General features: G+C 35.2%; 21 protein-coding genes, 1 pseudogene and 1 other annotated feature. Of the genes and pseudogenes, 8 read left to right on the forward strand and 14 right to left on the reverse strand.

The annotated features are described in order from the left end of the window. Window positions 1-407: 407 nt before the first annotated feature. Window positions 408-608 (reverse strand): hypothetical protein, encoded by a 201-nt coding sequence (locus AQ616_RS14060; protein WP_017795654.1) that lies wholly within the window; start codon window positions 606-608, stop codon window positions 408-410. 796 nt (window positions 609-1404) lie between these two features. Here AQ616_RS14060 and trhO point away from each other — a divergent pair. Next, complete coding sequence (gene trhO, locus AQ616_RS14065) at window positions 1405-2376, forward strand: oxygen-dependent tRNA uridine(34) hydroxylase TrhO (RefSeq protein WP_017795653.1); 972 nt, start codon at window positions 1405-1407, stop codon at window positions 2374-2376. Window positions 2377-2428: 52 nt separating this feature from the next. Here the strand turns inward: trhO and AQ616_RS14070 are convergent, their stop codons facing one another. The 9 genes and pseudogenes from AQ616_RS14070 to AQ616_RS14110 all read right to left on the reverse strand — a co-directional run bounded on the left by AQ616_RS14070 (window position 2429) and on the right by AQ616_RS14110 (window position 9977). After that, window positions 2429-3106 carry a GNAT family N-acetyltransferase gene (locus AQ616_RS14070; RefSeq protein WP_069686048.1) on the reverse strand — a complete coding sequence of 226 codons (678 nt, stop codon included), beginning with the start codon at window positions 3104-3106 and terminating at the stop codon, window positions 2429-2431. 111 nt (window positions 3107-3217) lie between these two features. Beyond that, window positions 3218-4370: pseudogene (locus AQ616_RS14075) on the reverse strand (M20 family metallopeptidase). A 21-nt stretch (window positions 4371-4391) separates the two neighbouring features. Next, a complete protein-coding gene (locus AQ616_RS14080) occupies window positions 4392-4907 on the reverse strand; it encodes a cysteine hydrolase family protein (RefSeq protein WP_069686049.1) in 516 nt (171 codons plus the stop codon). Between the two features lie 38 nt (window positions 4908-4945). Further along, a complete protein-coding gene (locus tag AQ616_RS14085) occupies window positions 4946-5722 on the reverse strand; it encodes a DUF1129 domain-containing protein (protein WP_017795649.1) in 777 nt (258 codons plus the stop codon). Next, entirely contained in the window at window positions 5719-6054 is a 336-nt protein-coding gene (locus AQ616_RS14090; RefSeq protein WP_017795648.1) for a PadR family transcriptional regulator, read from the reverse strand. The genes AQ616_RS14085 and AQ616_RS14090 overlap by 4 nt, the downstream gene beginning before the upstream one ends. A gap of 176 nt (window positions 6055-6230) precedes the next feature. After that, window positions 6231-7667: a proline--tRNA ligase gene (gene proS, locus AQ616_RS14095; RefSeq protein WP_069686050.1), complete on the reverse strand. Its 1437-nt coding sequence runs from the start codon at window positions 7665-7667 to the stop codon at window positions 6231-6233. 343 nt (window positions 7668-8010) lie between these two features. Beyond that, window positions 8011-8228 (reverse strand) — a binding site (T-box leader). Window positions 8229-8274: 46 nt separating this feature from the next. Beyond that, window positions 8275-8826: a cysteine hydrolase family protein gene (locus tag AQ616_RS14100; protein ID WP_017795646.1), complete on the reverse strand. Its 552-nt coding sequence runs from the start codon at window positions 8824-8826 to the stop codon at window positions 8275-8277. A 19-nt stretch (window positions 8827-8845) separates the two neighbouring features. Next, entirely contained in the window at window positions 8846-9373 is a 528-nt protein-coding gene (locus tag AQ616_RS14105) for a DUF456 domain-containing protein (RefSeq protein ID WP_240490510.1), read from the reverse strand. Continuing rightward, complete coding sequence (locus tag AQ616_RS14110; RefSeq protein WP_069686052.1) at window positions 9354-9977, reverse strand: glycerol-3-phosphate acyltransferase; 624 nt, start codon at window positions 9975-9977, stop codon at window positions 9354-9356. Before AQ616_RS14110 ends, AQ616_RS14105 begins: the two co-directional genes overlap by 20 nt. Before the next feature lie 359 nt (window positions 9978-10336). On the opposite strand from AQ616_RS14110, the gene AQ616_RS14115 reads away from it, so the two are divergent. Continuing rightward, complete coding sequence (locus tag AQ616_RS14115) at window positions 10337-10894, forward strand: M15 family metallopeptidase (protein WP_069686053.1); 558 nt, start codon at window positions 10337-10339, stop codon at window positions 10892-10894. Window positions 10895-10952: 58 nt separating this feature from the next. Here AQ616_RS14115 and ytzI read toward each other — a convergent pair whose 3' ends face one another. Then, window positions 10953-11123 carry a YtzI protein gene (ytzI, locus tag AQ616_RS14120; RefSeq protein ID WP_168156648.1) on the reverse strand — a complete coding sequence of 57 codons (171 nt, stop codon included), beginning with the start codon at window positions 11121-11123 and terminating at the stop codon, window positions 10953-10955. 403 nt (window positions 11124-11526) lie between these two features. On the opposite strand from ytzI, the gene ehuB reads away from it, so the two are divergent. The 4 genes from ehuB to ehuA all read left to right on the forward strand — a co-directional run bounded on the left by ehuB (window position 11527) and on the right by ehuA (window position 14626). Further along, window positions 11527-12396, forward strand: a complete 870-nt coding sequence (gene ehuB / locus AQ616_RS14125) for an ectoine/hydroxyectoine ABC transporter substrate-binding protein EhuB (RefSeq protein WP_017795641.1) — start codon at window positions 11527-11529, stop codon at window positions 12394-12396. 99 nt (window positions 12397-12495) lie between these two features. Continuing rightward, window positions 12496-13155 carry an amino acid ABC transporter permease gene (locus AQ616_RS14130; protein ID WP_077596652.1) on the forward strand — a complete coding sequence of 220 codons (660 nt, stop codon included), beginning with the start codon at window positions 12496-12498 and terminating at the stop codon, window positions 13153-13155. After that, window positions 13155-13856 (forward strand): ectoine/hydroxyectoine ABC transporter permease subunit EhuD, encoded by a 702-nt coding sequence (gene ehuD, locus AQ616_RS14135; RefSeq protein ID WP_017795639.1) that lies wholly within the window; start codon window positions 13155-13157, stop codon window positions 13854-13856. Before AQ616_RS14130 ends, ehuD begins: the two co-directional genes overlap by 1 nt. Continuing rightward, complete coding sequence (gene ehuA / locus AQ616_RS14140; RefSeq protein WP_017795638.1) at window positions 13856-14626, forward strand: ectoine/hydroxyectoine ABC transporter ATP-binding protein EhuA; 771 nt, start codon at window positions 13856-13858, stop codon at window positions 14624-14626. Before ehuD ends, ehuA begins: the two co-directional genes overlap by 1 nt. Window positions 14627-14708: 82 nt before the next feature. Here the strand turns inward: ehuA and murB are convergent, their stop codons facing one another. The 3 genes from murB to AQ616_RS14155 form a co-directional block, all read right to left on the reverse strand. Further along, the gene (murB, locus tag AQ616_RS14145; RefSeq protein WP_017795637.1) at window positions 14709-15632 is read right to left on the reverse strand and encodes a UDP-N-acetylmuramate dehydrogenase; all 924 of its coding nucleotides are present in this window, start codon (window positions 15630-15632) and stop codon (window positions 14709-14711) included. A 70-nt stretch (window positions 15633-15702) separates the two neighbouring features. Continuing rightward, window positions 15703-16518, reverse strand: coding sequence for an alpha/beta hydrolase (locus AQ616_RS14150; protein ID WP_017795636.1), 816 nt, complete (start codon window positions 16516-16518; stop codon window positions 15703-15705). A 111-nt stretch (window positions 16519-16629) separates the two neighbouring features. Then, complete coding sequence (locus AQ616_RS14155; protein ID WP_017795635.1) at window positions 16630-17436, reverse strand: histidinol-phosphatase HisJ family protein; 807 nt, start codon at window positions 17434-17436, stop codon at window positions 16630-16632. 116 nt (window positions 17437-17552) lie between these two features. Between AQ616_RS14155 and hisZ the strand changes: the two genes are divergently transcribed. Continuing rightward, window positions 17553-18770 (forward strand): ATP phosphoribosyltransferase regulatory subunit, encoded by a 1218-nt coding sequence (hisZ, locus tag AQ616_RS14160; protein ID WP_017795634.1) that lies wholly within the window; start codon window positions 17553-17555, stop codon window positions 18768-18770. Between the two features lie 5 nt (window positions 18771-18775). Then, complete coding sequence (gene hisG, locus AQ616_RS14165) at window positions 18776-19402, forward strand: ATP phosphoribosyltransferase (protein WP_017795633.1); 627 nt, start codon at window positions 18776-18778, stop codon at window positions 19400-19402. Window positions 19403-19404: the final 2 nt, after the last annotated feature.

Genomic DNA, 19404 nt, shown 5'->3' on the forward strand with positions numbered 1-19404 from the left:
TATTATAAAAATTAATGAAAACACCTAGTTCTAGGTTAAGAACACAAAAGTTTTTAGGGGGTTCATCACAAATATGATAAAACTGATCTTACAATGGTACAGTGCCCTTGCAGCCCAAGAGTTGCCATCCTGTCCCAACGCCTTTACTAGCCCTTCTAAAGCGTCGCAGCAATGTGCGAACTGCGCTCGGGTTCTTTAGGGAGTTGTATGAATCGAAGGTGGCTTTCACCACAAAGGTATAAGAACAGATATGAGAAAGTTACACTAGCTGCTCTACACTCAGATCTAAACGGACTGTTTGTCTAAAAAGATATATGTTTATTATTTTTATAAAATAAAAAGCTTATAAAGAAAAAACATCTGTTTTCTTTACAAGCTATAAAAAATATTACTTATTGACTCGTTTTTTATTTTTTTTCGTCTTTTTCTTTGTTATTAAATTGTTCTACCTGCTCCTTTAAATCTTCTACCATTTCTTTCAACATTTTTTTCTGATCGTCGGATAGTTTCTCTTTCAAGTCTTCTGATTTCAGACCATTTTTTCTAAAGATGCTATCCACCATTACTTCTACAACTTTATTAGGCAATGAATTATCTGAATTTGCCATAAATATTCACCCACTTCCATTTTATTATATTAATATTCTATGGTTTAAAAACCTAAATTGACTATGCGGTTGACTATTTTATTTTTACTTCCGTATGGCACTTTTTTTTAAAACAAGGGGATTAAGATGGGGCATAATATGATAATTTTTTGGTGCTAATAACTTTATATACATGAAAGCTTAATTATGTTACAAGGCTAAAGAGTCTTTCTAATAAACCTAAATAGGGCGGAATCAACTATTCAGTTTTACCCGTTTACTAAGGTAATGCTGTTACCTTCGTATATAATACAGACCTCTGATTAAAAAAGGGGGTGTATTCACATATGGGTAATAACTATAATAATGGGTTTACGCGGTCTTGTTTATCCTGCTATCATAGTTAGAATTGGCTTTGAGAAAGGCAAAGGTAATTAAGAAAAAAGACATGCTAAAATAAGTACAAATCAGACTAAACCCCAAAATCATTATAAGCAGTGCCATCATACAGATCATTGGTTAAGGTTGACGGATGGCTTAACAAAGAAAAAAGAGATTGTCAAAAAATCCTTTAAGTTTTTATCTTTCTGAACAGAAAACAAGTGGAAATGAGCAACAAAACGATTGGTTATTCAAGGTTCTTTTTCTTGTTCTTTTTTAGGAATACAAGTCGAAAGCCATTTGCACCTTGATAAATTATAGGGAATTGAAAAAGCAATGAAGCCATGCTACAATGTTTATTTGCAAGATAAAAAATAGTATAGATACCTACCAACATTTATATCTTGCAAATATGAATGAATAGGTGGTAAAGAAAATGGAAAAAAAGCAAGAATATCAAGTATTGTTGTATTACCAATATGTAACCATTGATGATCCAGAAACCTTTGCTGCAGAGCATTTACGCTATTGCAAGGAGATTGGTTTAAAGGGACGCATCTTAGTTGCAAATGAAGGAATAAATGGTACTGTGTCAGGAACTATTGAACAAACCAATGCATATATGGACCACATGCACAACGATGCACGCTTCCATGATATGACATTTAAAGTGGATTCTCATGAGGGTCATGCATTTAAAAAAATGCACGTTCGCCCACGCCCTGAACTAGTGACTTTACGTCTTGAAGATGATGTGAATCCATTAGAAACAACAGGAGAATATTTAGAACCAAAAGATTTTTATCAAGCATTACAAGATGAAAATACAGTTGTATTGGATGCACGTAATGATTATGAATATGACTTAGGGCACTTCCGAGGTGCAATCCGACCTGATATCAAAACTTTCCGCGACCTTCCTGATTGGGTTCAAGAGAATAAGGATATGTTAGAAGGTAAAAAAGTCGTTACCTATTGTACAGGCGGAATTCGTTGTGAGAAATTTTCAGGATGGCTGGTAAAAGAAGGTTTTGAAGACGTCGCTCAATTACACGGTGGAATTGTATCTTATGGAAAAGACCCTGAAGTACAAGGTGAACTTTGGGATGGTCAGCTATACGTATTTGATGAGCGTATTAGTGTACCAGTAAACCGTAAAGAACATGTTATCATTGGGAAAGATTACTTTGACGGTGAACCTTGTGAGAGATATGTAAATTGCGCAAACCCAGAGTGTAATAAACAAATACTTGCTTCAGAGGAAAATGAGCATAAATATTTACGGGGTTGTACACATGAATGTCGTGTTACTCCTCGCAACTTATATGTGAAAGAACATGAACTCACTGGAACTCAAGTCGAAGAAAGATTACAAGCGATTGGCGAATCTTTAACACAAGAAGTATAGCTTTAGATAAAAAAAGATCTGACAAACTCTACCCTGTCAGATCTTTTTTTTCTTATTCATATTTAACATACTCTACATGCCAAGTATCTTTCACCTGCATCATCTTCAATCCTACATATCCATCATTTAAGTATTGCTGTTGCTTTTGGATATCTCCCATTTCAATTGTTGTTATTTCTTTTATTTGATTATTGTTAGCTTGTAGGTCCTTACAAAAAATATAGCGGAGTTTATCGCCATATTTATTCTTTAATCGATAAATCTTCATCCCTAAAGCAAATTTATCCTTTAAACTTGCTATATTAAAAGGAGCTACTGTCGCTAAAATGTACCGAAAATCTCGTCTATCCAATGAATCCATCCAAGTTTTCCCCATAAATGTCTGTAAACCATTTCCCCGATAATCGGGGTGAACATTTGATATCTCCGAATACACAATACGAGGGTAATCGCTTTCTAGTAATCCGATATCCTTTCCTAACCCTTCCTCATCATTTATAGGGTTTAGAAATGCTCGAAAACCAATTAATATCTGTTGATCAAATACTCCTATCATTAACTTATCATCGGATAGGATAGTAAGAAATTCCTCTCTTGACAAAGGTTCTAAGCTATCTTTATCAATTAATTCTTCAATTACTATATCCTGTAGTTGCATAATTACAGGTAAATCTTCTCTAGTTAAGTATCTTACGTCAACATTCGTACCATCTCGTAATACATGCTGCATAATAATAACCTTACCTTTCTATTTTGACCACTCCATGGCCATTGATATAATTTTTACAAAGGAGAGATTTTCTATGAGTTTACATGATTTTACGGCAACAACCATTCTTCATTATTTCTTCAATTGATTAAACTCTTGTCGAATTGCATGAATTAAAGCTTCATCGGTTAATAAATCATAACCTGTTTTAGCAAGCGACAATGCTCCATCACATAAAGTTTTATGCCCATCTTCCGTTATTGTCTGCTTAGCAAACTCTGTTGTATGTGCAATAATATCCGATTTGTTCATCCCAATATATGGATGAATCGCAGGTACAACTTGACTCACATTTCCCATATCAATAGAGCCATAAGATTCTTTCGCAGGATGTACTGGAAGTTCACTTGTTTCTTTTAAGTTTTTTGTGAATACCTCTGATAATTGTTGATTGGTAATCATATTATCATAGCTCAACTCATAGTTTGTTATTTCTAATGCTGCACCCGTCATAGCTGCAGCACCACTTGCAATATCTTTTACTTGAAGGACCAAGCGATTTAAGTAACTACGATCCTTTGCACGAATATAGAATTGAGCGGTTGCCTTTTCTGGCACAACATTCGCTGCTACACCACCCTCTGTAATAATTCCATGCATCCGAACGTCACTTGTTACATGTTGACGTAGAGCATTAATACCATTAAACAACTGAATCACACTGTCTAAGGCATTGATTCCCTGTTCAGGCGCAGCCGCTGCATGTGCAGGTTTACCCGTATAGCTAAACTGTATCGCATCCATCGCCACTTTCATGAGATATATTTCCAGGATGAAGAATCATTGCGGCATCTAATTTATCAAAAATCCCTTGTTCACTCATCGGAACCTTGGCTCCATTCGTTTCTTCGGCAGGTGTTCCGAATACATGCACCGTTCCTCCAATTTCAGATATTAGCTTACTTAGAGCAATGGCAGCTCCAACACTCATTGTTCCGATTAAATTATGGCCACATCCATGTCCAACACCTGGCAGTGCATCGTATTCCGCTAAATAAGCAATATTAGGACCAGGTTGTGCTCCAGAAAAGGTTGCATGAAATGCAGTCTGTCTTTCTACAATATTTGTCTGCACTTGAAAACCATGCTTTTCTAGAAGATTGGTAAGGAGTTTCATTGATTCAAATTCTTGATCTCCTAGCTCTGGATGGTAGTACAAATAATCACTAATATCTATTAGAGCTGGTATAATTTCTTCCATTTTATGATTTAAAAGCTGCTTCATTCTAATCCTCCATCAACTTTATTAAAACGTACATTCATTACGTTTAATTACTTTTCCAAAAAAGCGTAGCGTTTGATTATGATGCGCAATAATTTTATCTGCGGTTAATATTTCATTATCAAATGTACTATGTGCATCCGATACTAAGGAAACTTTATATCCGTGGTTAAATGCACTTCGCATCGTCGTATCGACACATACTTCTGTTTGTATACCCGTTACCAAGAGATGTTCCACTTCATATCTCATTAGTTCATCTAGAAAATTGGTACGATAAAATGCATCTGGAGTTGTTTTCTGAATAACGACATCTTGGCCCTTAGGTGTTATCTCTTGTCGAATCTCCCATCCAACAGATCCATTCTCTAATGACTCCCCTGGCGCTTCATTATGTTGCACATGAAAAATTGGTACGGATGATTCTCTTGCTGTTACTATGAGCATCTGTAACTCTTCCAATAACTGTTCCCCATTGTAAACTCCTTCATCAAACATCGCATTTTGCACATCAATAATTACTAATGCAGATTTACTCACCCCATACACCCCAATCAAATAATTATATTTTCATACTATCATTCTTCTGTATCACCTTTCAGTCGTCTTAATTCAAAAAAGAAATAGGCTCCAATAAGTACATAACTAATTAACATACCGATAATTAATCGATTATCTTCGCTAACATTCGTATACATTAGCAGATAACTTGGTAGATGTAATGCAATTAATACAAACGGTAGAACAGCAGTTTTTGCCCATACAGATAGACCAATCACTAGTATAGCCGCAAGTGATGCAACAATTAAACTTGTTAATAGGCTAAAATGATACATCGGTGATGGATATAAATGATTGATAAACAGCACTGCCAAATAAAACAACATACTTAAAATAACTGGTACAGCAATAATCACATACTGTTTTAATCCTAACGTTTGCTTTCTTGAAACATACCGAAAAGCAATGACTGTTCCTGTTAAAAAGAAAATACCGTGCAACACAATACCTATGATTTGTAGCAAACTATAGTTTAGTGTAAAATTGCTTCCTTCTAATAAATTTCCAAATATACTAAAAGATATGCCACCAATTAAAATTAATGGTATGTACATCATCCAAGATTTTACATCTACTTTCATTTCTTTTGAGATCATTTGCATATACTCTTCTGGGGAATCCCCTACTACCTGATGAATATTTTTTCCTGACTCTTCCGCCTCCAATAAGTGACCTTGTAATTCTTCAACAATTTCATTGATTTCTTCTGTTTTCTTACCACTTGCAAATAGATATAATCGCAGGTTCTCTATAAAACGAACACTTTCTTTACTTAACGACGATTCCATACTCATTGTTTATCCTCACTTTCTTTTTGTAAAATGTCATTCACACTCGATTGAAGTTGATTCCATTTTGTTATAAATTCTGTTAATTCTCTCTTTCCTTCTTCCGTCAATGAATAATATTTTCTTTGCGGTCCAGCAATTGATGCTTTTTTTACAGATTGAACTAGATTTTCTCGTTGCATTCTCATGAGTAACGGATAGATTGTTCCTTCACTGACATGATGAAATCCATAATCGCTTAATTTCTGAGCCATTTCGTATCCATAGCATTCTTCACCATGAATAATTGCGAGCAGACAGCCGTCTAGGATCCCTTTCAACATTTGAGTTTGTGACATTACATAGCCTCCACTTATGATCTTGTAATGCATAATATTATTAAATGCTTATACCTTGTAATACAAGATATGTAATCAGTATATAACTCAATACCTTGTATTGCAAGGTATTGAGTTAACAAAACGAAGCGGTAAATCAGATATCACTCTGAATTACCGCTCATCATTCACATATTTTAGTATGCTCTAGCCCAATATACTAGTTCTTTTGCTTCTTTACCACAACATACACAAGTGTCTGCTACTTTTTCTTCTTCAAAAGGTATACAGCGAGATGTTGCAGTTGTTTCTTCTTTGATGGATTCCTCACAACTCACATCTCCACACCACATCGCTTTAATAAATCCGCCTTTTTCGATTTTCTCTTTAAATTCATCCATATCTTTTGCAACAGTAGTCATCTCATCTCGATGATCTAACGCACGTTGATATAGATTCGATTGAACTTCATCGAGCAATTCAACTAAACGAGTCTCCACATCAGTTACTGGAACAAATTCTTTCTCTCCAGTATCACGTCGCACGAGGACAACTTGTTCTTTTTCAATGTCTTTTGGACCCATTTCTACACGAACAGGTATCCCTTTCATTTCATATTCATTGAACTTCCAACCTGGCATCTTATCACTACCGTCAATATCTACTCGAGCAACTTTCGCTAATTTATCCCGTAGTTCATAAGCTTTATCAAGTACGCCTTCTTTATGTTGAGCAATCGGAACAATCATCGCCTGCGTTGGTGCAATTTTCGGAGGAACAACAAGTCCACGATTATCTCCATGTACCATAATCAATGCGCCCATGATACGCGTCGATAATCCCCAAGATGTTTGATGAACAAATTGGCTCCTGCCATCTTTATCAAGATAATTAATATCAAATGCTTCTGCAAATCCAGTTCCAAAATGATGAGAAGTTCCTGATTGTAAAGCTTTACCATCATGCATCAATGCTTCAATCGTTAACGTGAATTTTGCACCTGCGAATTTTTCTTTATCTGTTTTTCGTCCTTTTAGTACTGGGACAGCTAGATACTCTTCCACAAGTTTTGCATAGGTTTCTAACATGCGATTTGTTTCTTCTGTTGCTTCTTCATCTGTAGCATGTGCAGTATGACCTTCTTGCCAATGGAATTCTGAAGAACGTAGAAACGGACGTGTTGTCTTCTCCCAACGAACAACATTTCCCCATTGATTATAAAGTTTTGGAAGGTCACGATAGGAATGAATGTTATTAGAATAGTAGTCACAGAAAAGCACTTCTGATGTTGGACGGACCGCAATACGTTCTGTTAATTCTTCTTCTCCACCATGAGTTACCCATGCAACTTCCGGAGCAAATCCTTCTACGTGATCTTTCTCCTTTTGAAGCAAACTCTCTGGTATAAATAAAGGAAAGGCTACATTTGTATGTCCAGTTTCTTTAAACATACGATCCAATTCATTTTTAATATTTTCCCAAATAGCATACCCATAAGGTTTAATAATCATTGTTCCTCTAACTTGACCATAGTCTACCAAGTCTGCTTGCTTCACAACATCGGTATACCATTGTGCAAAATCATCTTCCATCGCAGTAATTTTTTCCACGAACTGTTTATTTTTCTTTCCCACTTCTTACACCTCATTTTCATCTATTTAAATCAATTTCATAAAAAGTTATTTTGCATGAAATCTGAATGTTATACTGTTTGACTTCCGTTGCAGACAGTTGTTTTTTAGCAGGGACTGGTTTTAACTAACTTAAAAAGAAAAACACAATTTATGAGTGTATCTTCAGCCCGCGCTGTTCCTGCATGAGTCGCCGTCTTACATTCTAATCAAAGCCAAATATTTTCTATAATGCGAACTTTAATATATAGATATCATTAATTATTCGTTTATTAAATGTAAATTTGCAATTATGAAATTGACTCATTTAAAATGTATTTGAAAACACAAAAAATCCTCCATCCGTAAAAGGGACCGAGGTCTGGTGGTACCACCCTTGTTTGCATCCAGATTGGATACACACTTTATGTAGATAACGGATTTCACCGCGCACATCTTATAGCAAAGCCTTTCGATGGCGAACTCAGGAGGTAGGTTCCTAAAATTATCTATGGAAGATTCTCAGCATTCTCTCCCTCTCTGTGTTAGATAAACAAAAGTACTAGTCTCCGTCCACGTTTCATTTATGTTTTAAATATATAGTCAGACGCTATGAAAGTCAAGTGTGCGACTATCTTACCTCTGCACCAATCGACTGTTCAAAATGCCCAAGCGCCCATTCATGTCCCACTTGATTAAAACTAGCCACTGCGTCTTTATGAATTACAATTCGAAAGCCCTTATTATATGCATCTACAGCTGTATGCAAAACACATATGTCTGTACAAACACCAACAAGATGGATTTCTTCAATTCCACGTTCTCTTAGCTTCAACTCTAAGTCTGTACCAGCAAAGGCACTATATCTCGTTTTATCAAAGTAATAAACATTTTCCTGTTCTTTTATACGTTGATATAGAGTTTCTAACTCTCCAAACAATTGCCTACCTTTTGTACCAACTATATTATGTGGAGGAAAAAGTTTTTGTTCGGGATGATGTTCATCATCGGGTTGATGTGCATCAATAGCAAACACTACATAATCACCTTGTTCAGCAAATGACTTTGTTATTTGTACAATTTTACTTTCAATGGCTTGTCCAGGTTTTCCAGTAGTAAGTGCACCATCTTCTGCTACAAAATCAATAGTGTAATCAATATTTATTAATGCTTTTTTTGTCATCTACTCTAAACTCCCTTTCTTAAAACAAGATTAAAATTAAGAACCAAATAATCATAATTAGCTGTAAGACAATCTTTGCAACTGAACCTCCCAGGAAACCAATAAGAGAACCAATTGCTGATCGAAATGCTTCTTTAAACGTTCGGTTTTGTATTTTCTCAACAATTAATACTACTAAGAACGGTATATAAATAATTCCAAATGGAGGGGTTATAAATGATCCAATTATGACCGCAACCGCAGCTGCACGTTCCCCTGTTTTACTGCCTCCAAAACGTCGTACAAAATAACTATTGGCGATAATATCGGCACCAAATAGTAAAACAGTAATAACTATCATTGCTATCCAAAATAACGTATTTAATTGATCTCCACTCAGAACAAATTGATAAAGTATAAAACCAATCCAGATTACTAGAACTGAAGGTATAATCGGAAAAATAATACCTATAAAACTAGCGACAAATAATAGTGCGATAATAATCCATATGATAATGTCAAACAAAGAAATACCTCCAATCACATCTCTAACTTGCTTTTTTTCCAAACATACTGGATAGTTTTGTTTCTTCTTTCCCTTTTATCCGCTTATAATTTTCAATATGTTTATAAATACCCAAAACAGATAACCCAATTACGATAAGAAATGGAGCTAAACCAAAGAAGTAATAGGTTGTTATGAGAAATGAGATATACATACACAAAACTCCGATTGCTAAATAATCCGTAGCGATAGTAAATATTATCAATATTCCTATCCCAATTAATGCTATCCGCCAATCAATCGCTATTAAAGCTCCAACAAGAGATGCAGTTCCTTTCCCACCACTAAAATGCATCGTTATCGGATAGTTATGTCCTATAATAACAAATAATGCCGTTAAATAGATATAAATATGTTGTTCTTGAGTGGGTACTGCATTTTCCTGAAGTAATATTAACAGCAATAATATGGCGGCTGTTGCTTTAAATATATCAATAAATGCTACGATAATTCCATATTTCCAACCTAATAAAATGGTTGTATTCGAAGCGCCTGCATTTTTTACACCTGCTTCTTTAATATTAACACCTTTTAACTTACCTACGAACTGAGAACCATGTATACAACCAAATATATATCCTAGTAAACAAGCAACTACATAATACATTCTTCTCCCCCCTTTTAATCGTCGCCGCATTATGCAATTATTCGCAAGTCACCATCTAATGAAGTATATGCTCGTTATAGCAGAAACGAATAACTTTGATAAGTCTCACTTCCCCTTACGATTTTAAAACCCCTTCAAAAGAATGAAGTTTTACTTCATTATATGTTTACGCTTTCATATAATCAATCACCTTTATTTATAGGTGAGAGGGAAGTTAAAATGTAAATTGGAATGATTTCCATCAAATAGATAAATCATGACAATTTTTCTTCAATACGTATAATTTAATTTCCCTATATGACTATCCATGTTATTCTTTTAAAGACATTTATCTTGTCAAAAAAGGAGCAAAAAGCTTAATGAGAGGCTTAACACATTTTATAACTACTTGGATGCTCATTATCCTTTTTGTAGCTATTGTTTTTATGATTTATCAAGAAGCAAATCAGCCAGAAACTGTTTATGTTGGTGAAGAAGCAACCGAGGCTTCTGAATTACACCCCGTAGTGGAAAAAGCTAAAAATGATTTGATTGATCAAGCTTCGGAGATAGATATTGATGTCATAATAACTGATGATGTCCGCTCCAAAGAGAGACAGGATGAACTTTATGCAAGAGGACGATCCAAAGAAGGAACCATTGTAACACATGCACAAGGTGGAGAAAGCTATCATAATTATGGATTAGCAATTGATTATGCTATTAAAGACAATAATGGCAATGTGATTTGGGATATTCATTACGACGGCAATGATAATGGTGAATCCGATTGGTTTGAAGTCGCTGAGATTGCTAAAGATATCGGTTTTGAATGGGGAGGCGATTGGCAGCACTTTAAGGATTATCCTCACCTTCAAATGACATTCGGCTTAAGTATAAATGAGCTTCAAAAAGGCTATAGGCCTCCAGATAAATAAAGAACCATTCATGTATAACTGAACGTTTTTTGGTCGGTATCATGAATGGTTTTGTTTTTTATTGGTTATTCTTTTTTTCTCCGTCTTTTTCATTTTCTTCCTTATTTTTTTCCTCATCTGGAAGCGGATCAATCGTATGGTTATACCCATACCCTTTAGACAGAGTTAACAACGATAACCCGACTACCATTGCAACAACAACTACAGAAACAATTATGACAGTTATCATGGAACCAGACATACTATCCCTCGCTTTACATACTTGCTTCTTTTAGAGTATCGAATATCCAAATTTCTTTCAATCACAATATTTTGATTCTAACCACTCTTTTACAGCAAATTCCATGTATACCCAAGCATATATAATTATATAAAAGTATATCTTTGCATACGCCTGCTTATATTCTTGAAATATAAAAATATAAAGGTTAATTGTAAATTATCAGAATACACAGCATTTGAGAAGTTTTTCATATCTCTGTAACATGTTTAGTAACGAATGTTGGGCAAACACCACATTCTTTTTTTGAAACTATGATGCGGTGATATTTTACTAGAGATGATAGAATTCAGTCCGTATTCATAGTTATTTTTTCATAGAATTATATAAAATTACTAGGAGGTCAATAAAGTTGAAAAAAAAGTTAATAACGGTAGTCATACTTAGTGCAATACTAGTGTTCTTCTTAGCTGCCTGCGGTTCTGACAGCGGTAGTTTAGAAGACTTACAAGATGAAGGAACTGTGGAAGTTGGTTTCGCAAACGAATCTCCTTATGCTTATGAAAATGATAATGGTGAATTATCAGGGGCATCAGTTGATATTGCAAAAGCAGTCTTTGCAGAACTTGGTATCGATAATGTAGAAGGAAAGCTTTCCGAATGGGGAGAATTAATCCCAGGTGTTCAAGCTGGCCAATTTGATGTAATTACCGCTGGAATGGCAATTCAACCAGCTCGTTGTGAAAATGCATTGTTCAGTGAACCTACCATGCAGTATGGGGAAGGACTTGTTGTAGCTGCCGGAAACCCTCACGGTTTAGAAAGCTATCAAGACATTGCTGATAATCCCGATGTAACAGTTATCGTAATGGAGGGTGCAACTGAGATTGGTTACTTAGAAGAAGTTGGAGTGAACCCTGATCAGATCACTACTGCAGGTGATATTCCTGCAACATTCTCTGCGGTTCAATCAGGACGTGCTGATGCAACAACCGGAACAGAGATGACTGTTCGAGAAAATTTTGCTTCTGCTAATACAGAGGACCTAGAACTTGTAGAAACATTTGAGCAACCAGATATTCCTGGTGTTCCAAGCTATGGTGGAGCAGCATTCCATCCTGATAACGAAGAATTACGTGATGCTTATAATGAAAAATTAAAAGAACTAAAAGAAGATGGAACTGTGGCTGAATTGCTTGAAAAGAATGGCTTTCACCCTGAAAACAACTTTGTAGAAGATGGTTCTGTAACGACCGAACAGCTTTGTAATGGGGAAGTTTAATTTAATTTGATAGACTCCATAGGGTCCGTTTCCCTGCCCGAGGGAGCGTACCTTATTTTTTTGTTGTGAATACTAAAATGAGATAAGGAGTGAATCACCATTAGTGATACAATTGATATTATCAGTCAACTCTCCCGGGGGTTGGGAATAACTGTTTCCATACTAATTGCTTCAGCTATTTTAGCATACTTCATGGCTTTTTTCGCTGGGCTTTGTCGTCTTTCTAGCTCGAAAATTGTACGTGTTGCTACTGGATTTTATATTGAAATATTCCGTGGAACATCACTGATCGTTCAATTATTTTGGCTATATTATGCCATTCCAATCATTTTCGGAATTCAATTAGGAAATAACTGGGTAATAGGTGTGATTGCCATTGGTTTAAACTACGGGGCATATCTATCTGAAGTAGTACGCGGATCAATCGTTTCTGTAGATAAAGGACAAACAGAAGCTGCGGTTGCATTGAATATGTCGAAAAAACAACGTATGCGTCTCATTATCCTTCCACAAGCAATACGGATGATGTTACCAGAGTTTGGAAACTATACGATCCAAATGCTAAAAGGTACATCACTTGTATACTTAATTGGATTAACAGATATTCTTTATTATGGAAATATGATGCGCAATACGAATCTAGACCTTTCTCCGATTATCTATATATTAGTACTAGTTTTCTATTTCTTACTTGCATTGCCTTTAATTTGGTTTACAAGAAAAGCAGAAAACATATCGAAGAAAGGAGTTGCTAGTTAATGGGATTTAGTTTTGAAACTTTTATAGATGCCCTACCCTATGTTCTTGATGGAATTTGGGTAACAATTGGTTTAACATTTGCTAGTTTCGCCTTTGCACTCGTCTTTGGGTTTGTGTGGACATTCCTAAGACGTGTACCAAATAGACCATTTAACTTCATTGTCACTTGGATAATGGAATTTATACGTTCCACCCCTCCGATTGTACAGCTGTTCTTTATATTCTATGCTCTACCTACACTTCCTGTAATCGGTGTATCACTTCCACCATTTTTATGTGGTGTAATTGGATTAGGAGTTCATTTCAGTACGTATATCGGAGAAATCTATCGTTCTGGTATTGAAAGTGTTGATAAAGGCCAATGGGAAGCTTCAAAAGCTTTAAATTTCTCTACTTGGGATAAATGGAAGAAAATTGTTTTACCACAGGCAATACCACCCACCATTCCCATGTTGGGTAATTATTTTATAATTATGTTTAAAGAAGTGCCACTAGCTTCCACCATAACCGTAGCAGGAATTATGTCTATGGCAAGATCATATGGTTCAGAGCACTGGTCTTATGTAGAACCATTGACCATTGTAGGTATCATTTTCTTAGTATTGAGTCTACCTTCTGCTATGCTGATTAAGCGATTAGAGTTAAAATTTAATAGACGCTTCGATAAAAACCAAATTAAGAAAAAAGGAGCCTTAACGTAATGACAGAACCGATAGTAAAATTTCAAAATATCCATAAGTCCTTTGGTGATGTAGAGGTATTAAAGGGAATTAATTTAGATATTCATCCAGCTGAAAAGGTTGCTGTAATTGGTCCGAGTGGTTCTGGTAAAACGACTATTATTCGAATGCTTATGACATTAGAAGAGCCAACCGACGGTGACATTATTGTAGCAGGAAGGAATCTCTGGAAAATGGAGAAAAAAGGGAAAACAGTGCCTGCTAATGAGAATCACTTGCGTGAAATACGTGGAGATATCGGAATGGTATTTCAACATTTTAATTTGTTTCCACACATGACAATTTTAGAGAATTGCATGACTGCTCCTATAAATGTAAAAAAAGAACCGAAAGAAGAAGTTAAAAAACGTTCTATAGAAATGTTAGAACGTGTTGGTCTAGGAGATAAAGTAGATAACTACCCTAGCCAATTATCTGGTGGGCAAAAGCAGCGTGTTGCAATGGCCCGCGCACTGGTTATGCGCCCGAAAATTATGTTGTTTGATGAGGTTACTTCTGCACTTGATCCAGAGTTAGTTGGAGAAGTACTGAATGTTATACGTGACATTGCAAAAAACGATGATATGGCGATGATTCTTGTAACACATGAAATGGACTTTGCTCTAGATATAGCCGATAAAGTTCTATTCTTAGATGAAGGGATAATTGCCGAACAAGGTACAGCCAGTGAAGTGATTGAGCACTCTGAAAATGACAGACTTCAAGAATTCTTACATCGTTTTAGAGGCTAGATAGGTCGTTAAAATTTAGACATAAGACAAGACTTTACTACAAAAAAGTGCTAACCGTTAAAATAAACGGGTAGCACTTTAATTATTCTACTGGATCTTCTCCAATAATCCTTACTTCACGTTCAAGCTGAACATCAAACTTTTCTTTGACGGTTTTTTGCACGTGACGAATTAAATTAATATATTCTGTAGCACTGGCATTGTTTTTATTAACAATAAATCCAGCATGTTTTTTTGATACTTCTGCTCCACCAATTTGTGTTCCTTGTAGCTCACTATCTTGAATAAGTTTTCCTGCAAAATAACCCGGTGGCCGCTTAAAAACACTTCCACAAGATGGATATTCAAGTGGTTGTTTTGATTCTCTTTTAAACGTTAAATCATCCATGACTTCTCTAATATCAGTTGAATTAGCTTTATTTAATGCAAAGGTTGCTTCCAATACAATATATCCATTATCCGGAATATTACTAGTACGATAATCAAGGTCTAGCTCCGCTGCAGTCAATGTGCGAATATCCCCTTCTTTTGTCACTACGATCGTACTTTCTAAGACATCCTTTATCTCCCCACCATAGGCACCAGCATTCATATAGAGTGCTCCACCTACAGAACCGGGAATTCCACAAGCAAACTCTAACCCCGCAAGGCTCTCTGCTAATGCTGTCCTAGATGCATCAATAATACGCGCTCCACTCTGGGCCACTATCTTATCTTCTTCCCTCCAAATAGAGGAGAGTTTTTGTAAGTTCATTACAATACCACGTATTCCACCGTCTTTTACAATCAGATTCGATCCATTACCTAACATTGTAAAAGAAACTTTTTCTTTATTAGCTAACTTAATAATATCTTGTACTTCACTATACGTTTCAGGTGTAATATAGACATCTGCTTTCCCACCTAATTTCGTATAAGTATGATTTCTGATTAATTCATCGACCATCACATTTTCTTCAGAAGTAATACGTGATAGTTGATCATATAAATGATGGCTGACTTTCATATTTATCATTCCTTTAATCATTCAATTACGGTTTAACATGTGTCCATTTTAAATCTTATTCTATTGTAAGTTATTCATCTGATTCCTGCCACAAAAAAGAATGAATCAATTTGTCGACTTTCACACTCTCATGCAAACCGCTATGCCCTAGTTCTTGATTTTCAATAATCACTTCTTTAAAATTCTCCGGTGGTATAATACTTCGTAAAGTTCCTACACTTTGTGGCACGGCTACAGAATCCCCCGTACTTGCAATATTTAATACTTTTACATCGCTTGGAAATGTCATTGTCTGTAAGAGCTGAAGCGCATTTGATCCTGGTTTTAAGTCTTCTGCGGCCTCGTCATTATGAATTTGGAAATACTCCTCACTATATATACCATCAAAAGGACTACCAATGGTTATAAGCTTATCCACTTCCGGATATCCTTGTGATGCAAACTCCATCGTATACTTTAAAGCAATAATTCCACCCATTGAATGCCCCACTAAATTAACCCGATCTATATTATACGTTGACTGCATATGCAGTAGTACTGAAGAAATCCATTGCGCACTATCAGCAAAACTAGCCCGATTATCCTCTAATACTATTTGTACAAATGTAGGAGCATATCTTCCTTTATTTAAATTATAATCCAGTACTTGACCATCTTTCGTCACATAATAGACAAATCCCTTATTTCCCCAACCATATTTATTTTCGAACCGATCCAACATGAACCCAAAGGAGTGCTCTGTACCTTTGTATCCATGAATAAATACAGTTGGCTCTCCCTCGTAAATTTCAGAACGAGTATTACCTGGATATAAGAACATAAATATTGCCGCACCTATTAATATAACTATGCCGACTACTAAGCTGATGATTGACTTTTTACCCACGATTTATCTTCCTTTATAACTGTACCAACATTCACTTCGAATGTAATAGGTTTAATTTCTTCACGTTATTATACCATTCCTTCACAAACACAAACACCAATTCGATTATTTTCAATAAATCTTTTTTACATCTTCAATAGAAGTGAACTTTGGTTTCTGATTCTCATATGAAGTAATATGGGTAAAGCCAACTAATTGCAGTAGTTCCAATGAATCGTGGAAACTTTGTGAAATTTCGTTTGGGCGGTGAGCATCCGAACCAATTGTTAATATCTCCCCTCCCAATTGACGATACAGTTCTAATATTTCTTTACTTGGAAGTCCTGCCTCTAAACCATATTTAAATCCTGAAGTGTTTAATTCAATGCCTTTACCCTGATTAATTACAAGTTCCAATATAGATTCAAGAACGTCGAAGCATTCATCTTTACTTGACTGTTTCGTATATCGCCTCACTAAATCAACATGTCCCAACACTTGATATGAATCAAACTTCTTAATACATTCATATAACTCTTCATAATATTGGCGGTAAGCAGTCTCTACTGTTTTATTCTGAAAAAAATCACCAGAATGCAAGTCTGCTTCCATAGTTGCGTGCATAGAACAAATAACAAAGTCAGGCTGCAAAATGTTTACAAAATTCGCAGTCTCATTTAATACATGCGGTTGCACCCCAACTTCTACACCCTTTAAGATGGTTATTTGGCTTTGATATTTGCTTTGTAATTGTTCAATTTCCTTTGTATATCTATTCGGATCAAATGTAAAATCCCAATCTTTATCTGGATAATCTATATCTAAATGATCTGTGAAGCAAATTTCTTTAAGCCCTTTTTTTATAGCAGATTGCACCATTGCTTCCATTTCAAAATCGCCGTCCGCGGAAAAATTACTATGCATATGAAAATCGAACATTTTTAAACCCTCCATTGACATTTTTTCTGATTATTTATATAATACTATATAACTTTAATTAGATAAAGCGATAAAGCGATAAATTATTAAAGAAATAATTATTAAAGGGGTATATGATGAGAAATTACAATTTCCGTAATCGAACATCCTTTCCTGAAGGTTTTCTAGAAAAATCGAATGTAATTAAACAAATACAAAATCGTTTTTATACGTATGGATATGACCAAATCGAAACACCTCTTTTTGAAGATTATGATATGTATAGCAATGTACAAGGAACCGTTCATCAAGATGATATGGTAAAAGTGATTCATCCATCGGGTAAAGTACTTGTATTAAGACCGGATGTAACCATACCCATAACCCGACAATATGTAGAAGCAGATATGAATAATCACTATCACCGTTTTTCATATGTTCTCGATATATTTCGGTATAACGAAACTCAACAAGCATATCGCACACAAGCAGGCGTTGAATTCTTTGGAGATGAAAGCCCAGAAGCCGATGCTGAAGTTATCGCTCTTGCAATTGATAGTTTAAAAGATTTAAAGATTGCTCCTTTTAAATTAGAAATTGGCCATTCTGGTATCTATAAAGAATTACTTGCACAGGCAAATCTGAATTCTCATGAACAACAAACTTTGCATGCGTTAATTCAATCCAAAAACATGTCTGAAACATCAAGCTTTCTGGATCATTTATCCATCGATCAAGACTTAAAACAAAAAATAGAACTGATTCCAATGTTATATGGAGATCCATCGATAGTAATTGAAAGGGCTCAAGCGTTAGTAACCAATAAAAAAATGCAACAAGTTGTCGACACATTATTCAAAGTCTTTTCATTATTAAAAGACTATCAAATGAAAGAATATATTTCGTTTAATCTTGGCTTAATTAATAATATGAATTATTACTCTGGTATTATTTTTCAAGGTTTTACAGAACACATCGGTCAGCCTATTTTAATGGGGGGGCGTTATGATCATCTCAGTTTACAGTTTGAAAATGAAATACCAGCAGTAGGTTTTGCTTTTGAAGTCGATAAGTTATTAACTGTAATTACTCAAGGCGATGACCCATTAATTAAACAAGCAGATTTCCTTATTAAGTATCGAACTAATTGTCGACAAGATGCATTCTTACTAGCAAGAAAAATTCGTCAAGCAAATAAAAAAGTCATTATACAACCCACAGAAGTATCGTCCGAATTAAAAGCATTTAACATCATACAAGTAGACTCTGGTAGTTACCAATTTAAGAACTCAAAACAACAAACAACATTTTTATCCATTGATCAAATACTACAACATGTATTAAAAAAGGGGTGAATATGATGCAACCAGTTACTATAGCTCTTGCAAAAGGAAGACCAGCGAAACAAACCATTAAGTTACTCCAAAATGCTGGTTTAATATTCGAAGAACTTGATGCTTCATCAAGAAAACTTGTATTTTACAATGAAGATCAATCTGTACGGGTCATTTTTCTAAAAGGAATGGATGTACCTATTTATGTGGAAAAAGGTGCTGCTGATATTGGTATTGTCGGTAAAGATAATATCATCGAATCCCAAGCAGAAGTTTACGAGTTACTAGACCTAGGCATTGGTAAATGTAAATTCTCTATTGCAGCTAAGCAGGGTGTTTCTCTTTCTTCCGATAATGAAATCACTATTGCAACAAAATATCCAATTGTTGCTAAACGATACTTTGGTAGAAAAAATCAATCGATAGATATCGTTAAATTAAATGGATCTGTTGAACTTGCTCCCCTTATTGGATTGGCAGATTATATTGTAGATATTGTCGAAACAGGAAATACATTAAGAGAAAATGGTTTAGAAATTCTTGAAGATATCGAGACAATAAGTACAAAAGCTATCGTTAATAAAGCTAGTTTTGCAACACGTTCTACTGAAATTCAAAACATCATTAATCGATTAAGTACAGTAGTGGGGTGAAA

Source organism: Oceanobacillus sp. E9 (assembly GCF_001741975.1).
GTDB lineage: Bacteria > Bacillota > Bacilli > Bacillales > Amphibacillaceae > Oceanobacillus > Oceanobacillus kimchii.